The following is a 19616-nucleotide window of genomic DNA, read 5'->3' on the forward strand; positions in this document are numbered from 1 at the left end:
GATCTTGCTCCCCCGGATACCAGGGGACCGTGTTCCCCATTTTGCCGGACGGTCCAAACAGTGTGATCTGTCACAAGGATGCCGCACCGATGGGCCGGGGTACGCGGCAGGGGTCCAATTGGATGCTGATCTTCCGGGTGCGGGGCGGATGTCGGTGCCGGGCCTTAGGCTGGCCGGGTGTCCAAATCGCCGGTGAGAGCACAGGCCAAGGGGGCTGGACGGGTGGTTGCACGTCGCGATTCCGCTATGGGCGAACAGGGTCCTGGCGGCGGAAGAAAAACGGCTAAGACGGCGAAGACGGCGTCCGAGGAGGCGCCGGAGCAGCGCCCTGCCGCGAAGACGGCCACCGGGAAGACCACGGCCGCCACCAAGAAGGCCGCTGCGGGGAAGAAGGCCGCTCCCGCCAAGAAGACCGCCCCGGCGAAGAAGGCGGCCTCTGCGAAGAAGACGGCCGCCGCCAAGAAGACCGCCCCGGCGAAGCAGACGGCCCTCGCCGAAGAGGCTTCCGCCGAAAAGGCCCCGGCGAAGAAGGCCCCCAGGAAACCCGCCCGCGCCGAGGTCGTCGCAGCCGACGGCGCCGTCGCCGTCAGGAACGTCCCCGCGAAGACCGTCGCCGCCAAGCCCCCCACGAGCGAGTCGCGCACCGCCCTCGTCCGCCGCGCCCGCCGTATCAACCGCGAGCTCGCCGAGGTGTACCCGTACGCCCACCCGGAGCTCGACTTCGAGAACCCCTTCCAGCTCATCGTCGCCACGGTCCTGTCCGCGCAGACCACCGACCTCCGGGTGAACCAGACCACCCCGGGGCTCTTCGCCAAGTACCCGGCCCCGGAGGACCTCGCGGCGGCCAATCCGGAGGAGGTCGAGGAGATCCTGCGCCCGACCGGGTTCTTCCGGGCCAAGACCAAGTCGGTGATAGGGCTCTCCAAGGCCCTGGTGGAGCAGTTCGGCGCTGAGGTCCCGGGCCGCCTCGAAGACCTCGTCAAGCTGCCCGGTGTCGGCCGCAAGACGGCCTTCGTGGTGCTGGGCAACGCCTTCGGCCACCCCGGCATCACCGTCGACACGCACTTCCAGCGGCTGGTGCGCCGCTGGAAGTGGACCGACGAGACCGACCCCGACAAGATCGAGGCGGCTGTCGGCGCGCTCTTCCCGAAGGGCGACTGGACCGACCTGTCCCACCACGTGATCTGGCACGGCCGCCGTATCTGCCACGCGCGCAAGCCGGCCTGCGGCGCCTGTCCGATCGCCCCGCTCTGCCCCGCCTACGGCGAGGGCGAGACCGACCCGGAGAAGGCGAGGAAGCTGCTGAAGTACGAGAAGGGCGGCTTCCCCGGCCAGCGACTCAAGCCCCCGCAGGCGTACCTCGACGCGGGCGGAAAGCCGGCCCCGCCGCTGGGCGCCGGATGAGGGCCGTGCGCGGTGCGGCACGCCACCCGGGGGAGGGACGTGCCGCGACGGGCCGCGGGGCGCGACACCCGCACGAGGGACGCGCGGAACGATCCGTGGTACCGCGGGCGTTGGGATCGGCAGAACGGGGGTGGCGATGACGCACGCGAGCAACACGGGCCACAGGCACGACACGGACGGCGGGCGGCTGCGGCTGAGCACGGAGGGCCTCCCGGACTGGCTCGACCCGGTCGTACGGGCGGCACGGACCGTCGAACCCCTCCAACTCAGCCGTTTCCTGCCGCCGGAGAACGGCGCGGGGCGCCAGTCGGCCGTGCTGATCCTCTTCGGCGAGGGCGAGCGCGGCCCCGAGCTGCTGCTGATGGAGCGCGCCGGATCGCTGCGCTCGCACGCCGGGCAGCCCTCGTTCCCCGGCGGCGCCCTCGACCCGGAGGACGGCGACCCGAAGGGTGAGGGACCGCTTCGGGCGGCCCTGCGGGAGGCCGAGGAGGAGACCGGGCTCGACCCGGCCGGCGTGCAGCTCTTCGGCGTGCTCCCCAAGCTCTACATCCCGGTCAGCGGCTTCGTCGTGACTCCGGTCCTCGGCTGGTGGCGCGAGCCGAGCCCGGTGGGTGTCGTCGATCCGAACGAGACGGCGCGGGTGTTCACCGTGCCCGTGGCGGATCTCACGGATCCGGCCAACAGAGCCACCGCAGTCCATCCCAGCGGCCACCGAGGTCCGGCATTCCTGGTCGAATCGGCCCTCGTCTGGGGCTTCACGGCCGGCGTCATCGACCGCCTGCTGCACTACGCCGGCTGGGAGCGCCCCTGGGACCGCGACAAGCAGGTCCCGCTCGACTGGCGCGCATGACAAGGTGACCTCCGTGCTGTGTTCTCCCGGGGAGCGGCGTGCCGCCGTGCCGCCGCGTGGTGAGCCGTGTCCCCGGCCGGACGACGGCGACCGGAACGTGACGAGGCGAGGCGAGGCTTGAAGCAGTGAACGTGCTGGACATCCTGTTGCTGGTCGCCGCCGTCTGGTTCGCGGTCGTCGGCTACCGCCAGGGCTTCGTCGTCGGCATCCTGTCGGTGATCGGCTTCCTGGGCGGCGGTCTCGTCGCGGTCTATCTGCTGCCGTTCCTGTGGGACCGGGCGACGGGCGGCCACAACGTGAGCACGACCGTCGCCGTCGTCGCCGTCGTCGTGGTGATCGTCTGCGCCTCCGTCGGCCAGGCTCTGACCACCCACCTCGGCAACAAACTGCGCAGATACATCACCTGGTCCCCGGCGCGCGCCCTGGACGCCACGGGCGGCGCCCTCGTCAACGTGATGGCGATGCTCCTGGTCGCCTGGCTGATCGGCTCCGCCCTGGCCGGGACGACGCTGCCGACGCTCGGCCGCGAGGTCCGCAGTTCCAAGGTGCTCCTCGGCGTCTCCCGGGCCCTGCCCGCCCAGGCGGACACCTGGTTCGCGGACTTCTCCTCGGTCCTCGCGCAGAACGGCTTCCCGCAGGTGTTCAGCCCGTTCGCGAACGAACCCATCAACGAGGTCCAGCCGCCCGACCCGGCCCTCGCCAGGAGCGCGGTCGCCGTGCGCGCGCAGCGCTCCATCGTGAAGGTGATGGGCACGGCGCAGAGCTGTGGCAAGGTCCTGGAAGGCACCGGCTTCGTCTTCGGCGACCGCCGCGTGATGACCAACGCGCACGTGGTGGGCGGCGTTGACGAGCCCACCGTCCAGATAGGCGGCGAAGGACGGAAGTACGACGCCAAGGTCGTCCTGTACGACTGGCGGCGCGACATCGCGGTACTGGACGTGCCCGACCTGGACGCCCCGGTGCTCAAGTTCGCGTCCGCGGACGCGACCGGAGGCAGCGGCGCGATCGTCGCGGGCTTCCCGGAGAACGGGTCGTACAACGTCCAGCCCGCGCGCGTCCGCGGCCGCATCACGGCCAACGGCCCCGACATCTACCATCGCGGCACGGTGCGCCGTGACGTGTACTCCCTGTACGCGACCGTCCGCCAGGGCAACTCCGGCGGCCCGCTGCTCACCCCCGACGGCAGGGTCTACGGGGTGGTGTTCGCGAGGTCCCTGGACGACGCCGACACGGGGTACGCGCTGACGGCGGACGAGGTCCGTCAGGACATCGCCCAGGGGCGTGCGGCGAACCAGCAGGTGGACAGCGACAGCTGCGCCCTGTGAGGCCCGGCGGGCACGGAACGGCCGTGGACGGGCGCGGGCTCAGCCGCGCGGGTGGCGCAGACGGACCGAGACCCAGCGGGCCCGGCGGCGCAGAATGCGGGGGATCCCCACCTGGGTGTCCGTGCCCGCCAGTTGCGGGGTGCCCCTCTGGTGGGAGCTCGGCGCGGTGGCCGAGCGGCGGTTGCGTGCTACGTCACTGTAGTCGTGCGTCCAGCCCATACCCGGACGTCTGCCCCCGCCCCAAGGTCGATAACCGCTTCCGGGCCGTCCAATTGGCCTATGCGGCGGGCATGTGGCCGTTCGTGGAACAGGCGTTCTCGTCCGGATACCGGGCGGATGCGCCGAGTCACCGGCCGAGTCCGTGCGCGTTCCGGCCGACAGGCCGATTCCGGAGGGCTGGGCGGCAGATCAGCGGTCGGGCTCGGGGTCCTTCAGCCAGTTGATCAGCTCTGAGGAGAACGCCACGGGGTCCTCCTCGTGCGGGAAGTGCCCGAGACCGTCGAACAGCCGCCAGCGGTACGGCGCCTCGACGTACTCGCCGGACCCGGCCGCGCTCCTGGTCCGCATCACCGGGTCCAGCGAGCCGTGCAGATGCAGGGTGGGGACCCTTACGGGCCGCTTCATACGGCGGTTGAACTGGATGCCGTCGGGTCGGGCCAGGGAACGCACCATCCACCGGTACGGCTCGATGGAGCAGTGCGCCGTCGACGGGATGAGCATGGCGCGCCGGTACACCTCCACGGCCTCGTCGTCCGGCAGCCGCGGTCCCGACCAGTCCCGGATCAGCTGCCCCACCAGAGCGGCGCCGTCGGCGGTGAGCCGGCGCTCGGGGATCCAGGGCCGCTGGAGTCCCCAGATGTGGGAACTCGCGGACGACTGCTTGACGTCGCCGAGCATCGCCGAGCGCCAGCGCCGTGGATGCGGCATCGAGGCGACGGCGAGCCGCCGTACGAGCTTGGGACGCATGACGGCCGCCGTCCAGGCCAGGTAGCCACCCAGGTCGTGGCCGACGAGCGCGGCGTCGGGCTCGCCCAGGGACCGTACGACCCCGGTGATGTCGAGCGCGAGGTTCGCGGGGTCGTAACCGCGCGGCGTACGGTCGCTGCCGCCCACCCCGCGCAGGTCCATCGCCACGGCCCTGAAGCCCGCGTCGGCCAGCGCCATCAGCTGGTGCCGCCAGGTCCACCAGAACTGGGGGAAGCCGTGCAGCAGCAGGACCAGCGGTCCGTCGCCCAGTTCGGCGATGTGGAAGCGTGCGCCATTGGCCGCTACGTCCCGGTGTGTCACCTTTTTCCCGCCGGGGACGTCAAGGCGTACGACCGAGGGGGATTGCGCCGAAGGGGCGGCGGGATCCGTCATGAGGACGAGCGTGCCACAGGCTCGACCGCCTTGTCGGCCTGCTGGGGCTCACGCGGGTGCGGCTTGGCGTTCTGCAGGACGCCGGCGGTCTGCTTCATCGACGCGGCGACCTTCTGCGGGCCCTTGCTCTTCTTCGTCTTCTTCGCGAACACCAGGCCGATGAGCCCGAGCAGGCCGGCGACCACCACGTTCGCGCCGAAGGAGAGCAGGAAGCAGACGGCCAGGTTCCAGCCGCTCCACGTCCGGATGCCGTACGCCAGCGCGAAGTTCAGCATCGGCAGCGAGAACAGCAGGACCGCGCCCGCGGCGGAGAACGCGCCGCCGCTCATCGCGCCGCGCTTGACGTCCCGTTTGAGCTGGGCCTTGGCCAGTGCGATCTCGTCGTGCACCAGTGCGGACAATTCGGTCGTCGCCGAGGCGAACAGCTGGCCGATGCTGCGTTCGGCGCCGACCGGGCTGCCGTCGGGTGCGCTCATCGCGATCTCCCTGCTCTCTGCGTGCGGGCTCCGCGGACGCTGCGGAGTGTGGTGATGTGTCAGATCATGCCGGACGCTCGTTCTCCTCGCTTGCCCTGCCCGCCACTTCCGCAAGCGCGCCGTCAGCGCCTGCGGCAGGCAGACCGGCGTCCGTGCCGCGCCCGGCCGACTTCAGCGCCGCGAGCCTGCGGTGTTCGGCGGCCTTGCGGTCGTGGATCTCGGCCATGCGCAGGTGGTACCCCGGGTCGTCCTCCGCGTAGACGTCCGGGATGCCGTCCAGGTCGTCGTCGCGGTCCTCCTCCGCGCACAGGGCGCGGTACTTGGCGTTGCGTATCTTCAGCAGCACCGTCGCGCAGGCGGCCGCGATCAGCGATCCGGTGAGGACGGCGGCCTTCACCTCGTCGCCGAGCGCCGGATCGCCGTCGAAGGCCAGTTCGCCGATGAGCAGTGAGACGGTGAAGCCGATACCGGCCAGGGAGGCGACCGCGAACACGTCGGCCCAGGCGAGGCCCTCGCTCAGCGAGGCCCGGGTGAAGCGGACCGTCAGCCATGTACCTCCGAAGATGCCGACCGCCTTGCCGACGACGAGGCCGAGCACGACGCCGAGTGTCTCCGGCCGGGTGAACACGTTCGCGAGCGCCCCGCCCGAGACCGCGACGCCCGCGCTGAACAGGGCGAACAGCGGCACCGCGAGTCCCGCCGACAGGGGGCGTACGAGGTGTTCGATGTGCTCGCCCAGGGAGCGCTCCTCACCCTCCCGCCGGTGGCAGCGCAGCATCAGGCCCATGGCCACACCGGCGATGGTGGCGTGGATGCCGCTGTTGTACATCAGTCCCCAGATCACCAGCGCCAGCGGCACGTACACGTACCAGCCGCGCACCCCCATGCGCAGCAGCACCCAGAACACGGCCAGGCCGGCGACGGCGCCGCCGAGGGCCGCGAAGTTCAGGCCGTCCGTGAAGAAGACCGCGATGACCAGGATGGCGAACAGGTCGTCGACGACGGCCAGAGTGAGCAGGAAGGCGCGCAGGGCGGAGGGCAGGGAGGTTCCGATGACCGCGAGGACCGCCAGCGCGAAGGCGATGTCGGTGGCGGTGGGGACGGCCCAGCCGGCGAGGGATCCGCCGCCGGCCGCGTTGGTCAGGGCGTAGACGAGCGCGGGTGCGGCCATGCCGCACAGTGCGGCGACCACCGGGAGGACGGCGGCGCTGGGGTCGCGCAGATCGCCCGCGACCAGCTCCCGCTTCAGCTCGATCCCGGCGACGAAGAAGAAGATCGCGAGGAGACCGTCCGCGGCCCAGTGCTCGACCGACAGGTTCAGGCCGAGGGCGGCGGGCCCGAGGTGGAAGTGGCTGACGCTCTCGTAGCTGCTGTGGAGGCCGGGTATGTTCGCCCACACCAGGGAGGCCACCGCGGCGAGCAGGAGCAGCACGCCGCCGACGGTCTCGGTGCGCAGCGCGTCCGCGACGAAGGTGCGCTCGGGCAGGGACAGACGTCCGAGAAAGGTGCGGGTGCGGGACGCGGCCACGGTGGGGACCTCCGGGTCGGTACGGCAGACGGACGGCCGTCACGGAACGTGAGGACCGCTTGCCGACCAGACTTCCCGGCACACCTGAATGAACCACTTTACCTGATCATTGCACTCGGGCGCTCCCGGGGGGCGGAGGTGGCGTGACAACAGGGCGCCCGGCGTACGGCCGGGCGCCCTGTCGAGGCGGGGACCTCAGTCCTCGCTCGGTGCCGCCGGGAGCTTGGCCTGGATCAGGTCCATCACCGTCGAGTCGGTCAGCGTCGTGACGTCGCCGAGCTGACGGTTCTCGGCCACGTCCCGCAGCAGACGGCGCATGATCTTCCCGGAGCGGGTCTTCGGCAGCTCCGCCACCGGCAGGATCCGCTTGGGCTTGGCGATCGGGCCGAGCGTGTTGCCGACGTGGTTGCGCAGCTCCGCCACCAGGTCCTCGGTCTCCGCGGCCGTACCGCGCAGGATCACGAAGGCGACGATCGCCTGGCCCGTCGTCTCGTCCGCCGCGCCGACGACGGCCGCCTCGGCGACCGACGGGTGCGAGACGAGGGCCGACTCCACCTCGGTGGTGGAGATGTTGTGCCCGGACACCAGCATCACGTCGTCCACGCGGCCGAGCAGCCAGATGTCGCCGTCGTCGTCCTTCTTGGCGCCGTCACCGGCGAAGTACTTGCCCTCGAACCGCGACCAGTACGTGTCGATGAAGCGCTGGTCGTCGCCCCAGATGGTGCGCAGCATCGACGGCCACGGCTCGGTGAGCACCAGGTAGCCGCCGCCTGAGTTCGGCACCTCGTTCGCCTCGTCGTCGACGACGGTCGCCGAGATGCCGGGCAGCGGCCGCTGCGCGGAGCCCGGCTTTGCCTCGGTCACACCGGGCAGCGGGGAGATCATGATGCCGCCCGTCTCGGTCTGCCACCACGTGTCCACGACCGGCGTGCGGTCCCCGCCGATGTGCTTGCGGTACCAGACCCACGCCTCGGGGTTGATCGGCTCGCCGACGGAACCCAGCACCCGGAGCGAGGACAGGTCGAACTTCGCGGGGATGTCGTCGCCCCACTTCATGAACGTACGGATCGCGGTGGGCGCCGTGTACAGGATGGTGACCCCGTACTTCTGCACGATCTCCCAGAAGCGGCCCTGGTGCGGGGTGTCGGGCGTGCCCTCGTACATGACCTGGGTCGCGCCGTTGGCCAGCGGGCCGTAGACGATGTACGAGTGCCCGGTGACCCAGCCGACGTCCGCCGTGCACCAGTACACATCGGTCTCGGGCTTGAGGTCGAAGACGGCGTGGTGGGTGTACGCCACCTGGGTGAGGTAACCGCCGGAGGTGTGCAGGATGCCCTTCGGCTTACCCGTCGTACCGGACGTGTACAGGATGAACAGCGGGTGCTCCGCCTCGAACGCCTCGGGCGTGTGTTCGGCGGACTGCCGGTCCACGAGCTCGTGCCACCAGATGTCCCGGCCCTCGCTCCAGGCGACCTCCTGGCCCGTACGGCGTACCACGAGCACGTGCTCGACGTTGTCGACCTTGCTGACGGCGTCGTCGACGGCAGGCTTGAGCGCGGACGGCTTGCCGCGCCGGTAGCCGCCGTCGGTGGTGATGACGACACGTGCGTCGGCGTCCTGGATGCGGGTGGCGAGCGCGTCCGCCGAGAAACCGCCGAAGACGACGGAGTGGGCGGCGCCGATGCGGGCGCAGGCCAGCATCGCGATCGCGGTCTCGGGGATCATCGGCATGTAGACGGCGACCCGGTCGCCCTTGCGGACGCCCAGCTCGAGGAGGGCGTTCGCGGCCTTGGAGACCTCGTCCTTGAGCTCGGCGTAGGTGATCGAGCGGCTGTCGCCGGGCTCGCCCTCGAAGTGGATGGCGACGCGGTCGCCCAGACCCGCCTCGACGTGCCGGTCGACGCAGTTGTACGCGACGTTGAGTGTGCCGTCCTTGAACCACTTGGCGAACGGCGGGTTGGACCAGTCCAGCGTCTCGGAAGGCTCCTTGGCCCAGGTCAGCCGGCGGGCCTGCTCGGCCCAGAAGCCGAGCCTGTCAGCCTTGGCCTGTTCGTACGCCTCCGCCGTGACGTTGGCGTTCGCGGCCAGCTCGGCGGGGGGCGCGAACCTGCGCTCTTCCTTGAGCAGGTTGGCCAGGCTTTCGTTGCTCACGACATCTCCCTTTCCCAGGGTGTCCGTTGTGTCCCAGGCCACAGCTCACCAGACCGGAGGGCCCGGTGACAAGGGCCGACCCGGAAAATGGTTTAGACCTTTCGCGTTCCGCGGCCGGACGTTCTGCCCCAGGTCACGTGCGGGCCGCCCGCCCGGTTCACATGGGGGGCTCGTTCGGCGACACATCTCACACTCGCCCGGAGGGGGGCCCGAGACGGTCCGGAAGGGGATCCGGGAGGGTCCGGTGGCCGGGAGGTCCGGAGGGGATCGGGAGGTCGGGAGGAGGTGTCGTCACGGTGGTGCGCGGCGCGGCGCGGTGGTGCGCGGCCCGGACCGGCCCGCGCACCACCGCCGTGTCACACCGGGTGGCGGAGGTCTCCGGTCGCCCCCACTCGGCTGAAGACGTCGCAGCCGCCCTCGGGCGGGGCCAATAGATACGCCTGGGCCTCGCCGACGTGGAAGTACATCCCGTGCAGTTCCAGCGCGCCCTCGCCGAGCGCCCGGGCCACGGACTCGTGCGCACGCAGATGCTCCAACTGCTGCACCACATTGGTCAAGCACAGCTGTTCGACCGTGTCGGCCGGCTCACGCCCGGCGATCCGGGCCCACGGCCGCTCGTCGTCGGCCATCCGCTCCAGGCTGGGCAGCCCGTGCCGCAGCCACCGCCTCAGCGGGGTCCGGGCGCCGTCCGCGTCCGAGGTGAGCAGGGCCTGCATCGCGCCGCACCCGGAGTGTCCGCACACCGTGATGGAGCGCACCTGGAGCACGTCCACCGCGTACTCGATGGCGGCCGCCACCGAGTCGTCCCCGCTCTCCGCGCCGGGCAGCGGCACCAGGTTGCCGACATTGCGGACGACGAAGAGGTCGCCGGGCCCGCTGGAGGTGATCATCGAGGTGACGAGCCGGGAATCGGCGCAGGTCAGGAACAGGTGCGATGGCCGCTGCCCCTCACGCGCGAGACGGGCCAGCTCCTCGCGGACCAGCGGGGCGGTGTTCTGCTGGAAGGCGCTGATGCCGTACGCGAGTTGCCGCCCGCTCGGTCCGGGGGCCTCGTCCGGTGCCTCCGGGCCGTCGCCTGCGGGCGCGGTCGGTGGGCGGTCGCACCGGTGGTTGCGCCACGGCGTCCAGGGCCGGCACCGGCATGCCGACGGCCCGGCGGACTCCGCGCCCGAGCCGGCCCGGGCCGAGCTCAGCGAGGGCACCGCGACCGGGGAGCCGTCCCGGCCGGTCAGGGCGACGGTGCCGCCCCGCGCGCGGTGGGTGCGCTGCCAGTCCTGCAGCGACTCGTGCGCAGCGTGGTCCATGAACGACCCGTCCAGCTCCACGACGGCCTGCGCTCCGGCGGGCACCAGGTGCAGTGCCCGGCTGAGCCGGGGAACCGCGAGGAACGTCAACTGGCCTCGTACGCGTACGTGATGGACTCCCTTCCGCTGCTCATGGGTGATACGGGTGCGGGTGAGGCGGTGCAGGGCGACGCCGACGGCAGCTGCCACGCCCAGCGCCACGCCCTGGAGGACGCCCAGGAGGACGACGCCGAGTGTGGTGACGGCGTAGACCAGCACCTCTCGGTGGCGGGTGACCGTGCGGATGTGGTGCAGGGACACCATCTGGATGCCGACGGCCATCACCAGCGCGGCAAGCGAGGCGAGGGGGATCAGCTCGAGCACCGGGACCATCAGCAGCGCGGCCACCACCACCCAAACGCCGTGCAGCATCGTGGAGTTCCGGCTGACGGCTCCGGAGTTGACGTTCGCCGTACTTCTCACGGCGACGCCCGCGATCGGCAGTCCGCCGAGGGCTCCGGAGACGATGTTCGCGGCGCCCTGTCCGAGCAGTTCGCGGTCCAGGTCGGAGCGGCCGAGGTGCGGATGGCGCCGGGCCGCCAGCTTGTCCACGGCGACGGCACCGAGCAGGGACTGCACGCTGCACACCAGCGTGATGGTGAGGACGGCGGCGGCGATGCCGAGCGCCGGGCCCTCGGGCAGCCCGGCCAGGGCGTGGCTGCTCCAGGACGGCAGATCGACCCTGGGCAGGGTCAGCCCGGCGAGCGAGGCGGTCGCGGTGGCGCCCGCCACGGCGACGAGCGGGGCAGGGACGCGGCGCAGCAGGTGCCCGGTCCGTCCGGGAAGCCGTGGCCAGGCCAGGAGCAGGGCCAGGGTCAGCACGCTCGCCGACACGGCCGCCGGGTGCAGGTGCGCCAACTGGGCGGGCAGTGCCCGGAGGTTGTCGAGGACGGCGCTCTGCGGAGTGCCGCCGAGCACGATGTGCACCTGGGCGACGGCGATGGTGGCGCCGATGCCGGCGAGCATGCCGTGCACGATCGCGGGGCTCACCGCGAGCGCGGTGCGCGCCACACGCAGGCAGCCCAGGGCCAGTTGGGCGAGGCCGGCGAGGACGGTGACGGCGCATGTCGTACGCCATCCGTAGCGGTGGATGAGGTCGGCGGTGACCACGGTGAGGCCGGCGGCGGGGCCGCTGACCTGGAGCGGGCAGCCTCCGAACCGGCCGGCGACGATTCCGCCGACGGCCGCTGCGACGAGGCCGGCCTGAAGCGGGGCGCCGGTGGCGAGGGCGATGCCCAGGGACAGGGGGAGGGCGATCAGGAAGACGGCGAGGGAAGCGGACAGATCGGCGCCCGCGAAGCGGAAGCGGCGGGGCGGGGCGGGTGGGGGGCTGTGGGGCGGGTGCACGCGCTTCGTCCGAGTCGAGTCGGCGGCGCGGGCGGGGATGCAGGCGGGCATGGTCCCGTCTCCTCCGGTGCGGCGCGGTCGCGGAACTGGTGGCCCCGGCGGGGCCAGGGGTCGGGCGCGGCCGTGGGTCACGGCGTAAGCGGCGGGATGTCTCACTGCTTCGGTAAATGGATCGTAATGGTCGGTAAAGGAAAAGTATCCAATATAGGGGCAAATGGTGCATCGAACCACTCAAAAGGGTGAAGCGGTTATTTCATCGGCTTGTCATACAAATTCCTTCAGTGTTCCGTGCGACCTTGATTTGGCCGCGTGGGCACGGGCTTCCGTTTGTGTCTGCCGCGTCGCACCACACCTGCTCAGCACCACACCTGCTCAGCGTGGCCCGACCGAAGGAAGAAGGTGGTTGGAAGATGACCGCCACCCCGCGAACCGCCATCCCGAGAACCGGAACACCCTCCCGCAGGACCGCCACGGGCGTCGCCCTGGCCGCCGTCTGTGCCACCGCGCTGGCAGGCTGTTCCCTCGGACCGGCCCGTTCCGAGCAGGGCACGCGGAAGGAGGCCGGTTCCGGTTCCGGTGCCGGGGCTCCGGGCAGCGCGGTCCGCCTGATCGGCGACGGCTCCACCGCCTACACGGGCGCCCAGCCGCATCTGCCGAGCCCCGAGCGGCTGAAGCCCGGCCGGAAGCCCCCGCAGTTCGTGGTCTTCTCGTGGGACGGGGCCGGTGAGGACAGCCAGAAGCTCTTCTCGCACTTCCGCGAGGTCGCCAGGGCCAACAACGCGACGATGACGTTCTTCCTGAGCGGTGTCTACATGCTGCCCGAGGAGAAACGTGACCTGTACCGGCCGCCGCAGCACTCGCCGGGCCGCTCGGACATCGGCTTCAACGACGAGAAGGGGATCAAGGACACCGTCGAGCAACTGCGGCTGGCGTGGCTCGAGGGCAACGAGATCGGCACCCACTTCAACGGGCACTTCTGTGGCCCCGAGGGCGGGGTCGGTCAGTGGTCGGTGGAGGAGTGGAAGGACGAGATCGCCCAGGCCAAGGCGTTCGTGAAGTCCTGGAAGACCAACTCCGGGCTGAAACAGGAGCCTTCGCTGCCCTTCGACTACGACAAGGAGCTCATCGGTGGTCGCACCCCGTGTCTGGAAGGGCAGCAGAACTTCATGAAGGCGGCCCGGGAGCTGGGTTTCCGGTACGACACCTCCGGCGTCGACGCGCAGGTCTGGCCGAAGAAGAAGGAAGGGCTGTGGGACCTGTCGATGCAGCTCGTGCCGTTCCCGGAACACACCTACGAGCAGCTGACCATGGACTACAACTTCATGGTCAACCAGTCGGGGACCCAGACCCAGGGCGACCCCGACAAGTTCGAGGAGTGGGGCGACCAGATGCGGGACGGCCTCTACCAGGGCTTCCGGCGGGCGTACGACGGAAACCGCGCGCCCCTGATCATCGGCAACCACTTCGAGTCCTGGAACGGCGGCACCTACATGCGTGCCGTCCAGGAGGTCGTCGAGCGCGTCTGCAACGAGCCCGAGGTGCGCTGCGTCTCGTTCCGCCAACTCGTCGACTGGCTGGACGCACAGGACCCGCAGGTCCTGGAGAAACTGCGCACTCTGAAGGTGGCCCAGGCCCCGGCCGAGGGCTGGAAGAGCTTCCTGGCCTCGTCACCGGCCCCGGCACCGAGGGGGGTGCCCGGGGCACCGCCGGCCAAGCGGTAGGCGGGGCGGCCGTCGTTCACACCGCGGCCGTCAGGGCCTCGCTGAGCACGAAGCCCGGGTCGATCTGGGCCGCGAGGTCCGCACCCGTGCGCTCGTTTCCCCAACTGGTCGCGTTCTTCCGGTGGAAGTGCACCATCTGGCGTGTGTACCGCTCCCAGTCGCGCAGTTCGTACGTCGCGTCGGCGGCCGCCCGGAGCACGCGAAGGGAGCGGCGGCTCGCGTCCTCCAGGGACTCGAACCGGGGCGGGCGGCCCTTCTCCATGGACCGCACCCAGTCCGAGTGCCCCACCGTCACGAGCAGGTCGTCACCCACGTGGGCGCGGAGGAAGTCGATGTCGTCCCGGCCCTGCACCTTGTTGCCGACGACCCTCAGGATGACCCCGTAGTCCCGCGCGTACTCCTTGTACTGGCGGTAGACGGAGACCCCCTTCCGGGTCGGCTCGGCGACCAGGAACGTCATGTCGAAGCGGGTGAACATGCCGGAGGCGAAGGAGTCCGAGCCCGCCGTCATGTCGACCACCACGTACTCGTCGCGGCCGTCCACCAGGTGGTTCAGGCACAGCTCCACCGCTCCGGTCTTGGAGTGGTAGCAGGCGACCCCCAGGTCGGCGTCCGTGAAGGGGCCGGTGACCATCAGACGGACGGTGCCGCCGTCGAGTTCCACCGGGCGCGCGCAGGCGTCGTAGACCGGGTTGTCCTCCCGCACCCGCAGCAGCCGCGACCCCTCCCCGGGCGGGGTGGTCTTGATCATCGTCTCGGCGGAGGCGATCCGCGGATTGGTGCCGCGCAGATAGTCCTTGATCAGCGGCAGCCGCTCGCCCATGGCCGGCAGCGCCGCGGCCTCGTCCTCGTCGAGCCCGAGGGCGGCCCCGAGATGCTGGTTGATGTCCGCGTCGATGGCGATGACGGGCGCACCGACGGCGGCGAGATGGCGGACGAACAGGGAGGACAGGGTCGTCTTGCCGCTGCCGCCCTTCCCGACGAAAGCAATTTTCATATTCACGAAGCGTAGCGTTGTCGTTGCTGTCCGTGGCAGGGCTGTGGAAAGAAGACCACCCCTTCGAAGGAGGGGCCCGGGGTGCGTAGGGTCGTACCCATGAGTACGACAGGTGCGTCCGCCGACCCGCTGGCGGCCCTGGGGGAGCTGCCCGGGGTCGCCGAGTCCGTGGAATCCGTGCGCAAGGCGGTGGACCGGGTCTACGGGCACCGGGTCATGCGGCGCCGCAGCAATGAGATCACCTCCGAGGCGGCGCTGCGTGGCGCGCGCGGCTCGGCCGCGCTGTCCGGCGCCGACTGGGCACTGGAGGAGGTGCGGCGGCGCACCGACTTCAGTGGTGACGACGGGGCCCGTACGGTGGGGGCCGCGCTGCGGCTGACCGCCGAGGCGGGGCAGTTGCTGTCCATCTGGCGGCAGTCACCCCTGCGGGTGCTGGCGCGGCTGCACCTGGTGGCGGCGGCGGATCCCGACCCACGCGTGGGGCGACCCCGGCAGGACGGTGAGGGCGTCGACGAGCCGCTGGTCGAGCTGCCGCTGCCGGACGCGGCCGAGGTCTCCGGCCGCCTCGAGGGGCTGTCCGAGCTGATCATCGCGGGCAGCTCCGCGCCCGCCCTGGTGACCGCCGCCGTGGTGCACGGCGAACTGCTCGCCCTGCGTCCCTTCGTGTCCCACAACGGCCTCGTCGCCCGCGCGGCGCAGCGCATCGTCCTGGTGGGGAGCGGACTCGACCCCAAGGCGATCTGTCCGGCGGAGGTGGGCCACGCGGAACTGGGCCGGGCCGCCTACGTCGCCGCCCTGGACGGCTATGTGTCGGGTACCCCTGAGGGCATGGCGGCCTGGATCGCCCACTGCGCGAAGGCCGTCGAACTCGGCGTCCGCGAGTCGACGGCCGTCTGCGAGGCGCTGCAGCGCGGGGCCGCCTAGGGATGGGGGAAGGCCCCTTCGGGGGCCTTTCGCAATGGTTGCGGCGGTACGAAGTCTCGTACCGCCGCTGGCATGTTCACCGAGTTACCAAGCGTCCTCGATGGTCGCCCATCAGGTCGGGAACTTTGCCCGTCACCTGGTGCGGCTGGCCCGTAATCGACGGGTCGACGTCGCGTGGGTGCCCGGTGTTCATGCTCGGTCCGTGGGGCCAATTGCGTTTAAAAGGTGATCCTTTCGGATGTCCTTTGGTCTCGCGGGCCGTTAACCCCTTTGTACTCCAGGGCACGGACAAGCGGAAGCCTTTGATGCAGTTCTTTACTTTTAGGTTCAAAGAGGTGTGAATCGGGCGGGAGTGTGCTTCTCCGATGCGTCCGGAGGTTCACACGAGGGGTGCGCGGCGCCGGCTCGCATACCAGACGAGTCCTGCGGTGGCCGCCGCCGCGCCTAGCGCCGCCACCGCGAGGAGTGCGGGGCGCGGCGGTACCGACAGTCGCTGCTTCAGCCGCACCGGGCGGTGAAAATCGAGAACCGGCCATCCTCGCGCGAGTGCCTCGCGGCGCAGCGCCCGGTCGGGATTCACGGCGTGCGGATGGCCGACGGCCTCCAGCATCGGCAGGTCGGTGATCGAGTCGCTGTACGCGTAGCAGCGCGCCAGGTCGTATCCCTCCGACTCCGCGAGTTCCCTGACGGCCTCCGCCTTCGTCGGCCCGTAGGCGTAGTACTCCACCTCGCCCGTGAAGCAGCCGTCGTCGCCCACGACCATCCGGGTCGCCACCACCCGGTCCGCGCCGAGCAGTTCGCCGATCGGCTCGACGACCTCGGCGCCCGACGTGGACACGATCACCACGTCGCGCCCGGTGCCGTGGTGCTCCTCGATGAGGGAGGCGGCCTCGTCGTAGATGATCGGGTCGATCAGGTCGTGGAGCGTCTCGGCGACGATCTCCTTCACCTGTCGGACGTTCCAGCCGCGGCACAGCGCGGACAGGTACTCCCGCATCCGTTCCATCTGGTCGTGGTCGGCGCCGCCGACCAGGAACACGAACTGGGCATATGCGGTACGCAACGCCGCCCTGCGGTTGATCAGTCCGCCTTGGTAGAAGGACTTGCCGAAGGTGAGAGTGCTCGACTTCGCAATGACCGTCTTGTCCAGGTCAAAGAAGGCCGCTGTGCGGGGCAGGGAGTGGTTTTCCACGGGCCTGAGCATAGGGGCCCACCATTCGGCGTAAGGTGGGGCGTGTGGGTTTGCCTGAGAGGGCTCTCGGGTACACCATGGAAGTCACGGATCGTTCGCGACCGTGCTAACCCGGTCCGACTCCTCCCCCCCCGAGTCGGCCGTGGGGACGACCCCCGCTCTCCCCCCCGGCGGGGGTCGTCGCATGTCCGGGTGGGTTTTTCTGTTTTTCGACGCGGTACCCCAGCCCTGTGGCGGCGCTGTGACGCGCGATTGATCACGCCCAGGCACGGTGACGCACCGTAGTCATGGCGCTGCTCTGCGGATGCCTCCGAGCCCTCACCGGTATGGGTGAAGGCGATATTCACAACCGCCGAGTTGTCCACAGTTATCGACCAAGATCCACACGATTTCCGGGTTCGCTGCACCTTGATTCCAGCGCGTCCGGCCGACGGCGAGTTCACGCCGGTTCACGGCAGCCAGTTCATGGCCCGTGTACGGCCGGTTCCGTTTGTCGGGCGCGTATGGCCGGTTCGTATCGGCCGGTCATAGGGAGGCCGGTTGCCGGTTCTCCACCCGGGCGGGAAGCGCGGGCCGAACAGGCCCGCGGACGCGCCGGAAGGAAGCAGCGAAGGGGGCTGGAAACCGTGGCGGGAGCCATCACACACGACGGACCGGCCGCCGCCGAGGGGCGGCGGAGCGGACCGCTGATCGTCACCGAGGACGCCGAGCTCCTCGACGACCTGCTGCGCCTGTGCGCGGCCGCGGGCGCCAGAGCGGAGGTGCACCCGGGGGTGCCCGTGCAGCGGGGCGGCTGGGAGGCGGCACCCCTGGTCCTGGTCGGCGACGACGCGGCGCGCCGCGTGCGCGGGGCCGTGCGCAGACGGGGAGTGGTGCTGGTCGGCCGGGATCAGGACGATCCCGGAGTCTGGCGGCGCGCCGTCGAAATCGGCGCCGACCACGTCCTGCTGCTGCCGGACGGCGAGCAGTGGCTGGTGGACCGCATCGCCGATGTGGCCGAGGGGGTCGGCCGGCCCGCTCTCACCGTCGGCGTGATCGGCGGGCGAGGTGGGGCCGGCGCCTCCACGCTCGCCTGCGCCCTCGCCGTCACCTCCGCGCGTGAGGGCAGGCGCACCCTGCTCGTGGACGCGGATCCGCTGGGCGGCGGACTCGACGTACTCCTCGGCGGCGAGACCACGAAGGGGCTGCGCTGGCCGGCGTTCGCCGCCTCCCGGGGACGGGTGGGAAGCGGCGCCCTGGAGGAGTCCCTGCCCCAGGTGCACGCGCTCCGGGTGCTGAGCTGGGACCGCGGCGACACCGTGGCCGTCCCGCCCCAGGCGGTCCGCGCGGTCCTCGCCGCGGCCCGGCGACGCGGCGGCGCCGTCGTCGTCGATCTCCCGCGCCGCGTCGACGAGGGGGTCGCCGAGGTCCTCGCGCAACTGGACGTCGGGATCCTGGTGGTCCCCGGAGAACTGCGGGGGGTCGCGGCCGCGCGGCGGGTGGCGTCCGCGGTCGGCATGGTCCTCGGTGACCTGCGGATCGCGGTACGGGGGCCGTACACGCCCGGGCTGGACGACCGGGAGGTGGCGCGACTGCTGGGGCTGCCGCTGGTCGGCGAGGTGCCGTACGAGACGTCACCGGCGGACGGTTCGGTACCGCCCGGGGGAGCGGCGCGGGGGGCGCTCGCCCGGTTCTGTTCGGCCTTCTGGGAGCGGGCGCTCGCCGAGGCGGGTGACCCCGTATGAGCACGGGCTGGGGCATGACGGCAGGTTCAGCGGGGCCCGGTGTCGGGGCGGACGTGGGGCCCGGCGGCGCGGTGGGGCCCGGCGAGCGGTCGCGGCTGCTGGACGGAGTGCGGCAGTGGCTGGCCGAGAGCGGGGCCGAGCCGACCCCCGCGCGCGTCGCGCAGGCGCTGCGGGAGCAGGGGCGGGTGCTCGGGGATGCGGAGGTACTGGGCGCGGCCCGGCAGTTGCGGTCCGAACTGGTCGGCAGCGGCCCTCTGGAACCGTTGCTCGCCGACCCGTGCGTGACCGACGTGCTGGTGTCCGCGCCGGACCGGGTGTGGGTGGACCGGGGAGCCGGACTGGAGCTGACGGAGGTGTCCTTCCCGGACGCGGCGGCCGTACGGCGCCTCGCGCAGCGGCTGGCGGCCGTGGCCGGGCGGCGGCTCGACGACGCCCGACCGTGGGTCGACGCCCGCCTGCCGGACGGCACCCGTCTGCACGCGGTGCTGCCGCCTGTCGCGGTCGGCTCGACATGCCTGTCCCTGCGGGTCGTACGGCCCCGGGCGTTCACCCTCGACGAACTCGTGGCGGCGGGCACGGTGCCGCCGGGCGGGGACCGGGTGCTGCGGGCGCTGATCGCCTCCCGGCTCTCCTATGTGATCAGTGGCGGAACCGGTTCGGGCAAGACCACGCTTCTGAGCGCGCTCCTGGGCGTTGTGGGGCCGGCCGAGCGGATCGTGCTCGCCGAGGACTCGGCTGAGCTGCGCCCCGACCACCCGCATGTGGTGCGTCTGGAGGGGCGGCCCGCGAACCAGGAGGGCGTGGGGCTCGTCGAGCTCCAGGACCTGGTGCGGCAGGCACTGCGCATGAGACCCGACCGGCTCGTCGTCGGTGAGGTGCGCGGCCCCGAGGTGGTGTCCCTGCTGGCCGCGCTGAACACGGGCCACGAAGGCGGCTGCGGCACGCTCCACGCGAACGCGGCGGCCCAGGTACCCGCCCGGCTGGAAGCGCTCGGCACGGCGGCGGGCCTGGACCGGGCCGCGCTGCACAGCCAGCTGGCGGCCGCGCTGTCGGTGGTCCTCCACCTCGTGCGCGACCGGACCGGGCGGCGCCGGATCGCGGAGGTGCATGTGCTGGAGCGGGACGCGTCGGGGCTCGTGGTGACGGTGCCCGCCCTGCGGTGGGGGCCGGAGGCCTTCACGCGCGAGCGGGGGTGGGAGCGGCTGTGGGAGCTGCTCCGGGACGGAAGCGAGGGGAGTGAGGTGGAGGTGCTGTGAGTGGGGTCGGTCGGGTGGC

At 71.4% G+C, this 19616-nt stretch carries 15 protein-coding genes; 7 read left to right on the top strand and 8 right to left on the bottom strand.

The window, feature by feature from the left end; genetic code table 11:
• Positions 1-246: 246 nt before the first annotated feature.
• The 3 genes from nth to ACZ7L1_RS28325 all read left to right on the top strand — a co-directional run bounded on the left by nth (position 247) and on the right by ACZ7L1_RS28325 (position 3579).
• Positions 247-1404, top strand: coding sequence for an endonuclease III (nth, locus tag ACZ7L1_RS28315; protein ID WP_471440865.1), 1158 nt, complete (start codon positions 247-249; stop codon positions 1402-1404).
• A gap of 136 nt (positions 1405-1540) precedes the next feature.
• A complete protein-coding gene (locus ACZ7L1_RS28320; protein WP_471440867.1) occupies positions 1541-2254 on the top strand; it encodes an NUDIX hydrolase in 714 nt (237 codons plus the stop codon).
• Positions 2255-2379: 125 nt separating this feature from the next.
• The gene (locus ACZ7L1_RS28325) at positions 2380-3579 is read left to right on the top strand and encodes a MarP family serine protease (RefSeq protein WP_471440870.1); all 1200 of its coding nucleotides are present in this window, start codon (positions 2380-2382) and stop codon (positions 3577-3579) included.
• 39 nt (positions 3580-3618) lie between these two features.
• Here the strand turns inward: ACZ7L1_RS28325 and ACZ7L1_RS28330 are convergent, their stop codons facing one another.
• The 6 genes from ACZ7L1_RS28330 to ACZ7L1_RS28355 all read right to left on the bottom strand — a co-directional run bounded on the left by ACZ7L1_RS28330 (position 3619) and on the right by ACZ7L1_RS28355 (position 11834).
• Positions 3619-3798: a hypothetical protein gene (locus tag ACZ7L1_RS28330; protein WP_263231158.1), complete on the bottom strand. Its 180-nt coding sequence runs from the start codon at positions 3796-3798 to the stop codon at positions 3619-3621.
• A gap of 189 nt (positions 3799-3987) precedes the next feature.
• On the bottom strand, positions 3988-4938 hold the full coding sequence (locus tag ACZ7L1_RS28335; RefSeq protein WP_471440872.1) for an alpha/beta fold hydrolase: 951 nt from the start codon (positions 4936-4938) through the stop codon (positions 3988-3990).
• Positions 4935-5414, bottom strand: coding sequence for a phage holin family protein (locus tag ACZ7L1_RS28340; protein WP_471440874.1), 480 nt, complete (start codon positions 5412-5414; stop codon positions 4935-4937). Before ACZ7L1_RS28340 ends, ACZ7L1_RS28335 begins: the two co-directional genes overlap by 4 nt.
• Positions 5415-5478: 64 nt before the next feature.
• Positions 5479-6942: a Na+/H+ antiporter NhaA gene (gene nhaA, locus ACZ7L1_RS28345; RefSeq protein WP_471440876.1), complete on the bottom strand. Its 1464-nt coding sequence runs from the start codon at positions 6940-6942 to the stop codon at positions 5479-5481.
• A 195-nt stretch (positions 6943-7137) separates the two neighbouring features.
• The gene (gene acs, locus ACZ7L1_RS28350; protein WP_471440877.1) at positions 7138-9093 is read right to left on the bottom strand and encodes an acetate--CoA ligase; all 1956 of its coding nucleotides are present in this window, start codon (positions 9091-9093) and stop codon (positions 7138-7140) included.
• Between the two features lie 356 nt (positions 9094-9449).
• Positions 9450-11834, bottom strand: coding sequence for a SulP family inorganic anion transporter (locus ACZ7L1_RS28355; protein ID WP_471440879.1), 2385 nt, complete (start codon positions 11832-11834; stop codon positions 9450-9452).
• A 359-nt stretch (positions 11835-12193) separates the two neighbouring features.
• Between ACZ7L1_RS28355 and ACZ7L1_RS28360 the strand changes: the two genes are divergently transcribed.
• Complete coding sequence (locus ACZ7L1_RS28360; protein ID WP_471440881.1) at positions 12194-13504, top strand: polysaccharide deacetylase family protein; 1311 nt, start codon at positions 12194-12196, stop codon at positions 13502-13504.
• 16 nt (positions 13505-13520) lie between these two features.
• Here ACZ7L1_RS28360 and ACZ7L1_RS28365 read toward each other — a convergent pair whose 3' ends face one another.
• Entirely contained in the window at positions 13521-14501 is a 981-nt protein-coding gene (locus ACZ7L1_RS28365) for an ATP-binding protein (protein WP_471440883.1), read from the bottom strand.
• 99 nt (positions 14502-14600) lie between these two features.
• On the opposite strand from ACZ7L1_RS28365, the gene ACZ7L1_RS28370 reads away from it, so the two are divergent.
• Entirely contained in the window at positions 14601-15425 is an 825-nt protein-coding gene (locus ACZ7L1_RS28370) for a Fic family protein (RefSeq protein ID WP_471440885.1), read from the top strand.
• Positions 15426-15804: 379 nt separating this feature from the next.
• On the opposite strand, the gene ACZ7L1_RS28375 is transcribed toward ACZ7L1_RS28370, so the two are convergent.
• Entirely contained in the window at positions 15805-16629 is an 825-nt protein-coding gene (locus tag ACZ7L1_RS28375; protein ID WP_471440886.1) for an HAD family hydrolase, read from the bottom strand.
• Positions 16630-17243: 614 nt separating this feature from the next.
• Between ACZ7L1_RS28375 and ssd the strand changes: the two genes are divergently transcribed.
• The gene (gene ssd, locus ACZ7L1_RS28380; protein WP_471440888.1) at positions 17244-18341 is read left to right on the top strand and encodes a septum site-determining protein Ssd; all 1098 of its coding nucleotides are present in this window, start codon (positions 17244-17246) and stop codon (positions 18339-18341) included.
• Complete coding sequence (locus tag ACZ7L1_RS28385) at positions 18338-19597, top strand: TadA family conjugal transfer-associated ATPase (RefSeq protein WP_471440890.1); 1260 nt, start codon at positions 18338-18340, stop codon at positions 19595-19597. Before ssd ends, ACZ7L1_RS28385 begins: the two co-directional genes overlap by 4 nt.
• The last annotated feature ends 19 nt before the right edge of the window (positions 19598-19616 follow it).

The sequence above is a fragment of the Streptomyces sp. NPDC107546 genome (genome assembly GCF_055639175.1).

Coding starts and splice junctions, on each gene's coding strand:
- ACZ7L1_RS28340 (WP_471440874.1), bottom strand. CDS start 5,414: ATGAGCGCACCCGACGGCAGCCCGGTCGGCGCCGAACGCAGCATCGGC.
- ACZ7L1_RS28335 (WP_471440872.1), bottom strand. CDS start 4,938: ATGACGGATCCCGCCGCCCCTTCGGCGCAATCCCCCTCGGTCGTACGC.
- ACZ7L1_RS28355 (WP_471440879.1), bottom strand. CDS start 11,834: ATGCCCGCCTGCATCCCCGCCCGCGCCGCCGACTCGACTCGGACGAAG.
- ACZ7L1_RS28320 (WP_471440867.1), top strand. CDS start 1,541: ATGACGCACGCGAGCAACACGGGCCACAGGCACGACACGGACGGCGGG.
- ACZ7L1_RS28385 (WP_471440890.1), top strand. CDS start 18,338: ATGAGCACGGGCTGGGGCATGACGGCAGGTTCAGCGGGGCCCGGTGTC.
- ACZ7L1_RS28370 (WP_471440885.1), top strand. CDS start 14,601: ATGAGTACGACAGGTGCGTCCGCCGACCCGCTGGCGGCCCTGGGGGAG.
- ACZ7L1_RS28330 (WP_263231158.1), bottom strand. CDS start 3,798: ATGGGCTGGACGCACGACTACAGTGACGTAGCACGCAACCGCCGCTCG.
- nth (WP_471440865.1), top strand. CDS start 247: ATGGGCGAACAGGGTCCTGGCGGCGGAAGAAAAACGGCTAAGACGGCG.
- ACZ7L1_RS28365 (WP_471440883.1), bottom strand. CDS start 14,501: ATGAAAATTGCTTTCGTCGGGAAGGGCGGCAGCGGCAAGACGACCCTG.
- ACZ7L1_RS28360 (WP_471440881.1), top strand. CDS start 12,194: ATGACCGCCACCCCGCGAACCGCCATCCCGAGAACCGGAACACCCTCC.
- ACZ7L1_RS28375 (WP_471440886.1), bottom strand. CDS start 16,629: ATGCTCAGGCCCGTGGAAAACCACTCCCTGCCCCGCACAGCGGCCTTC.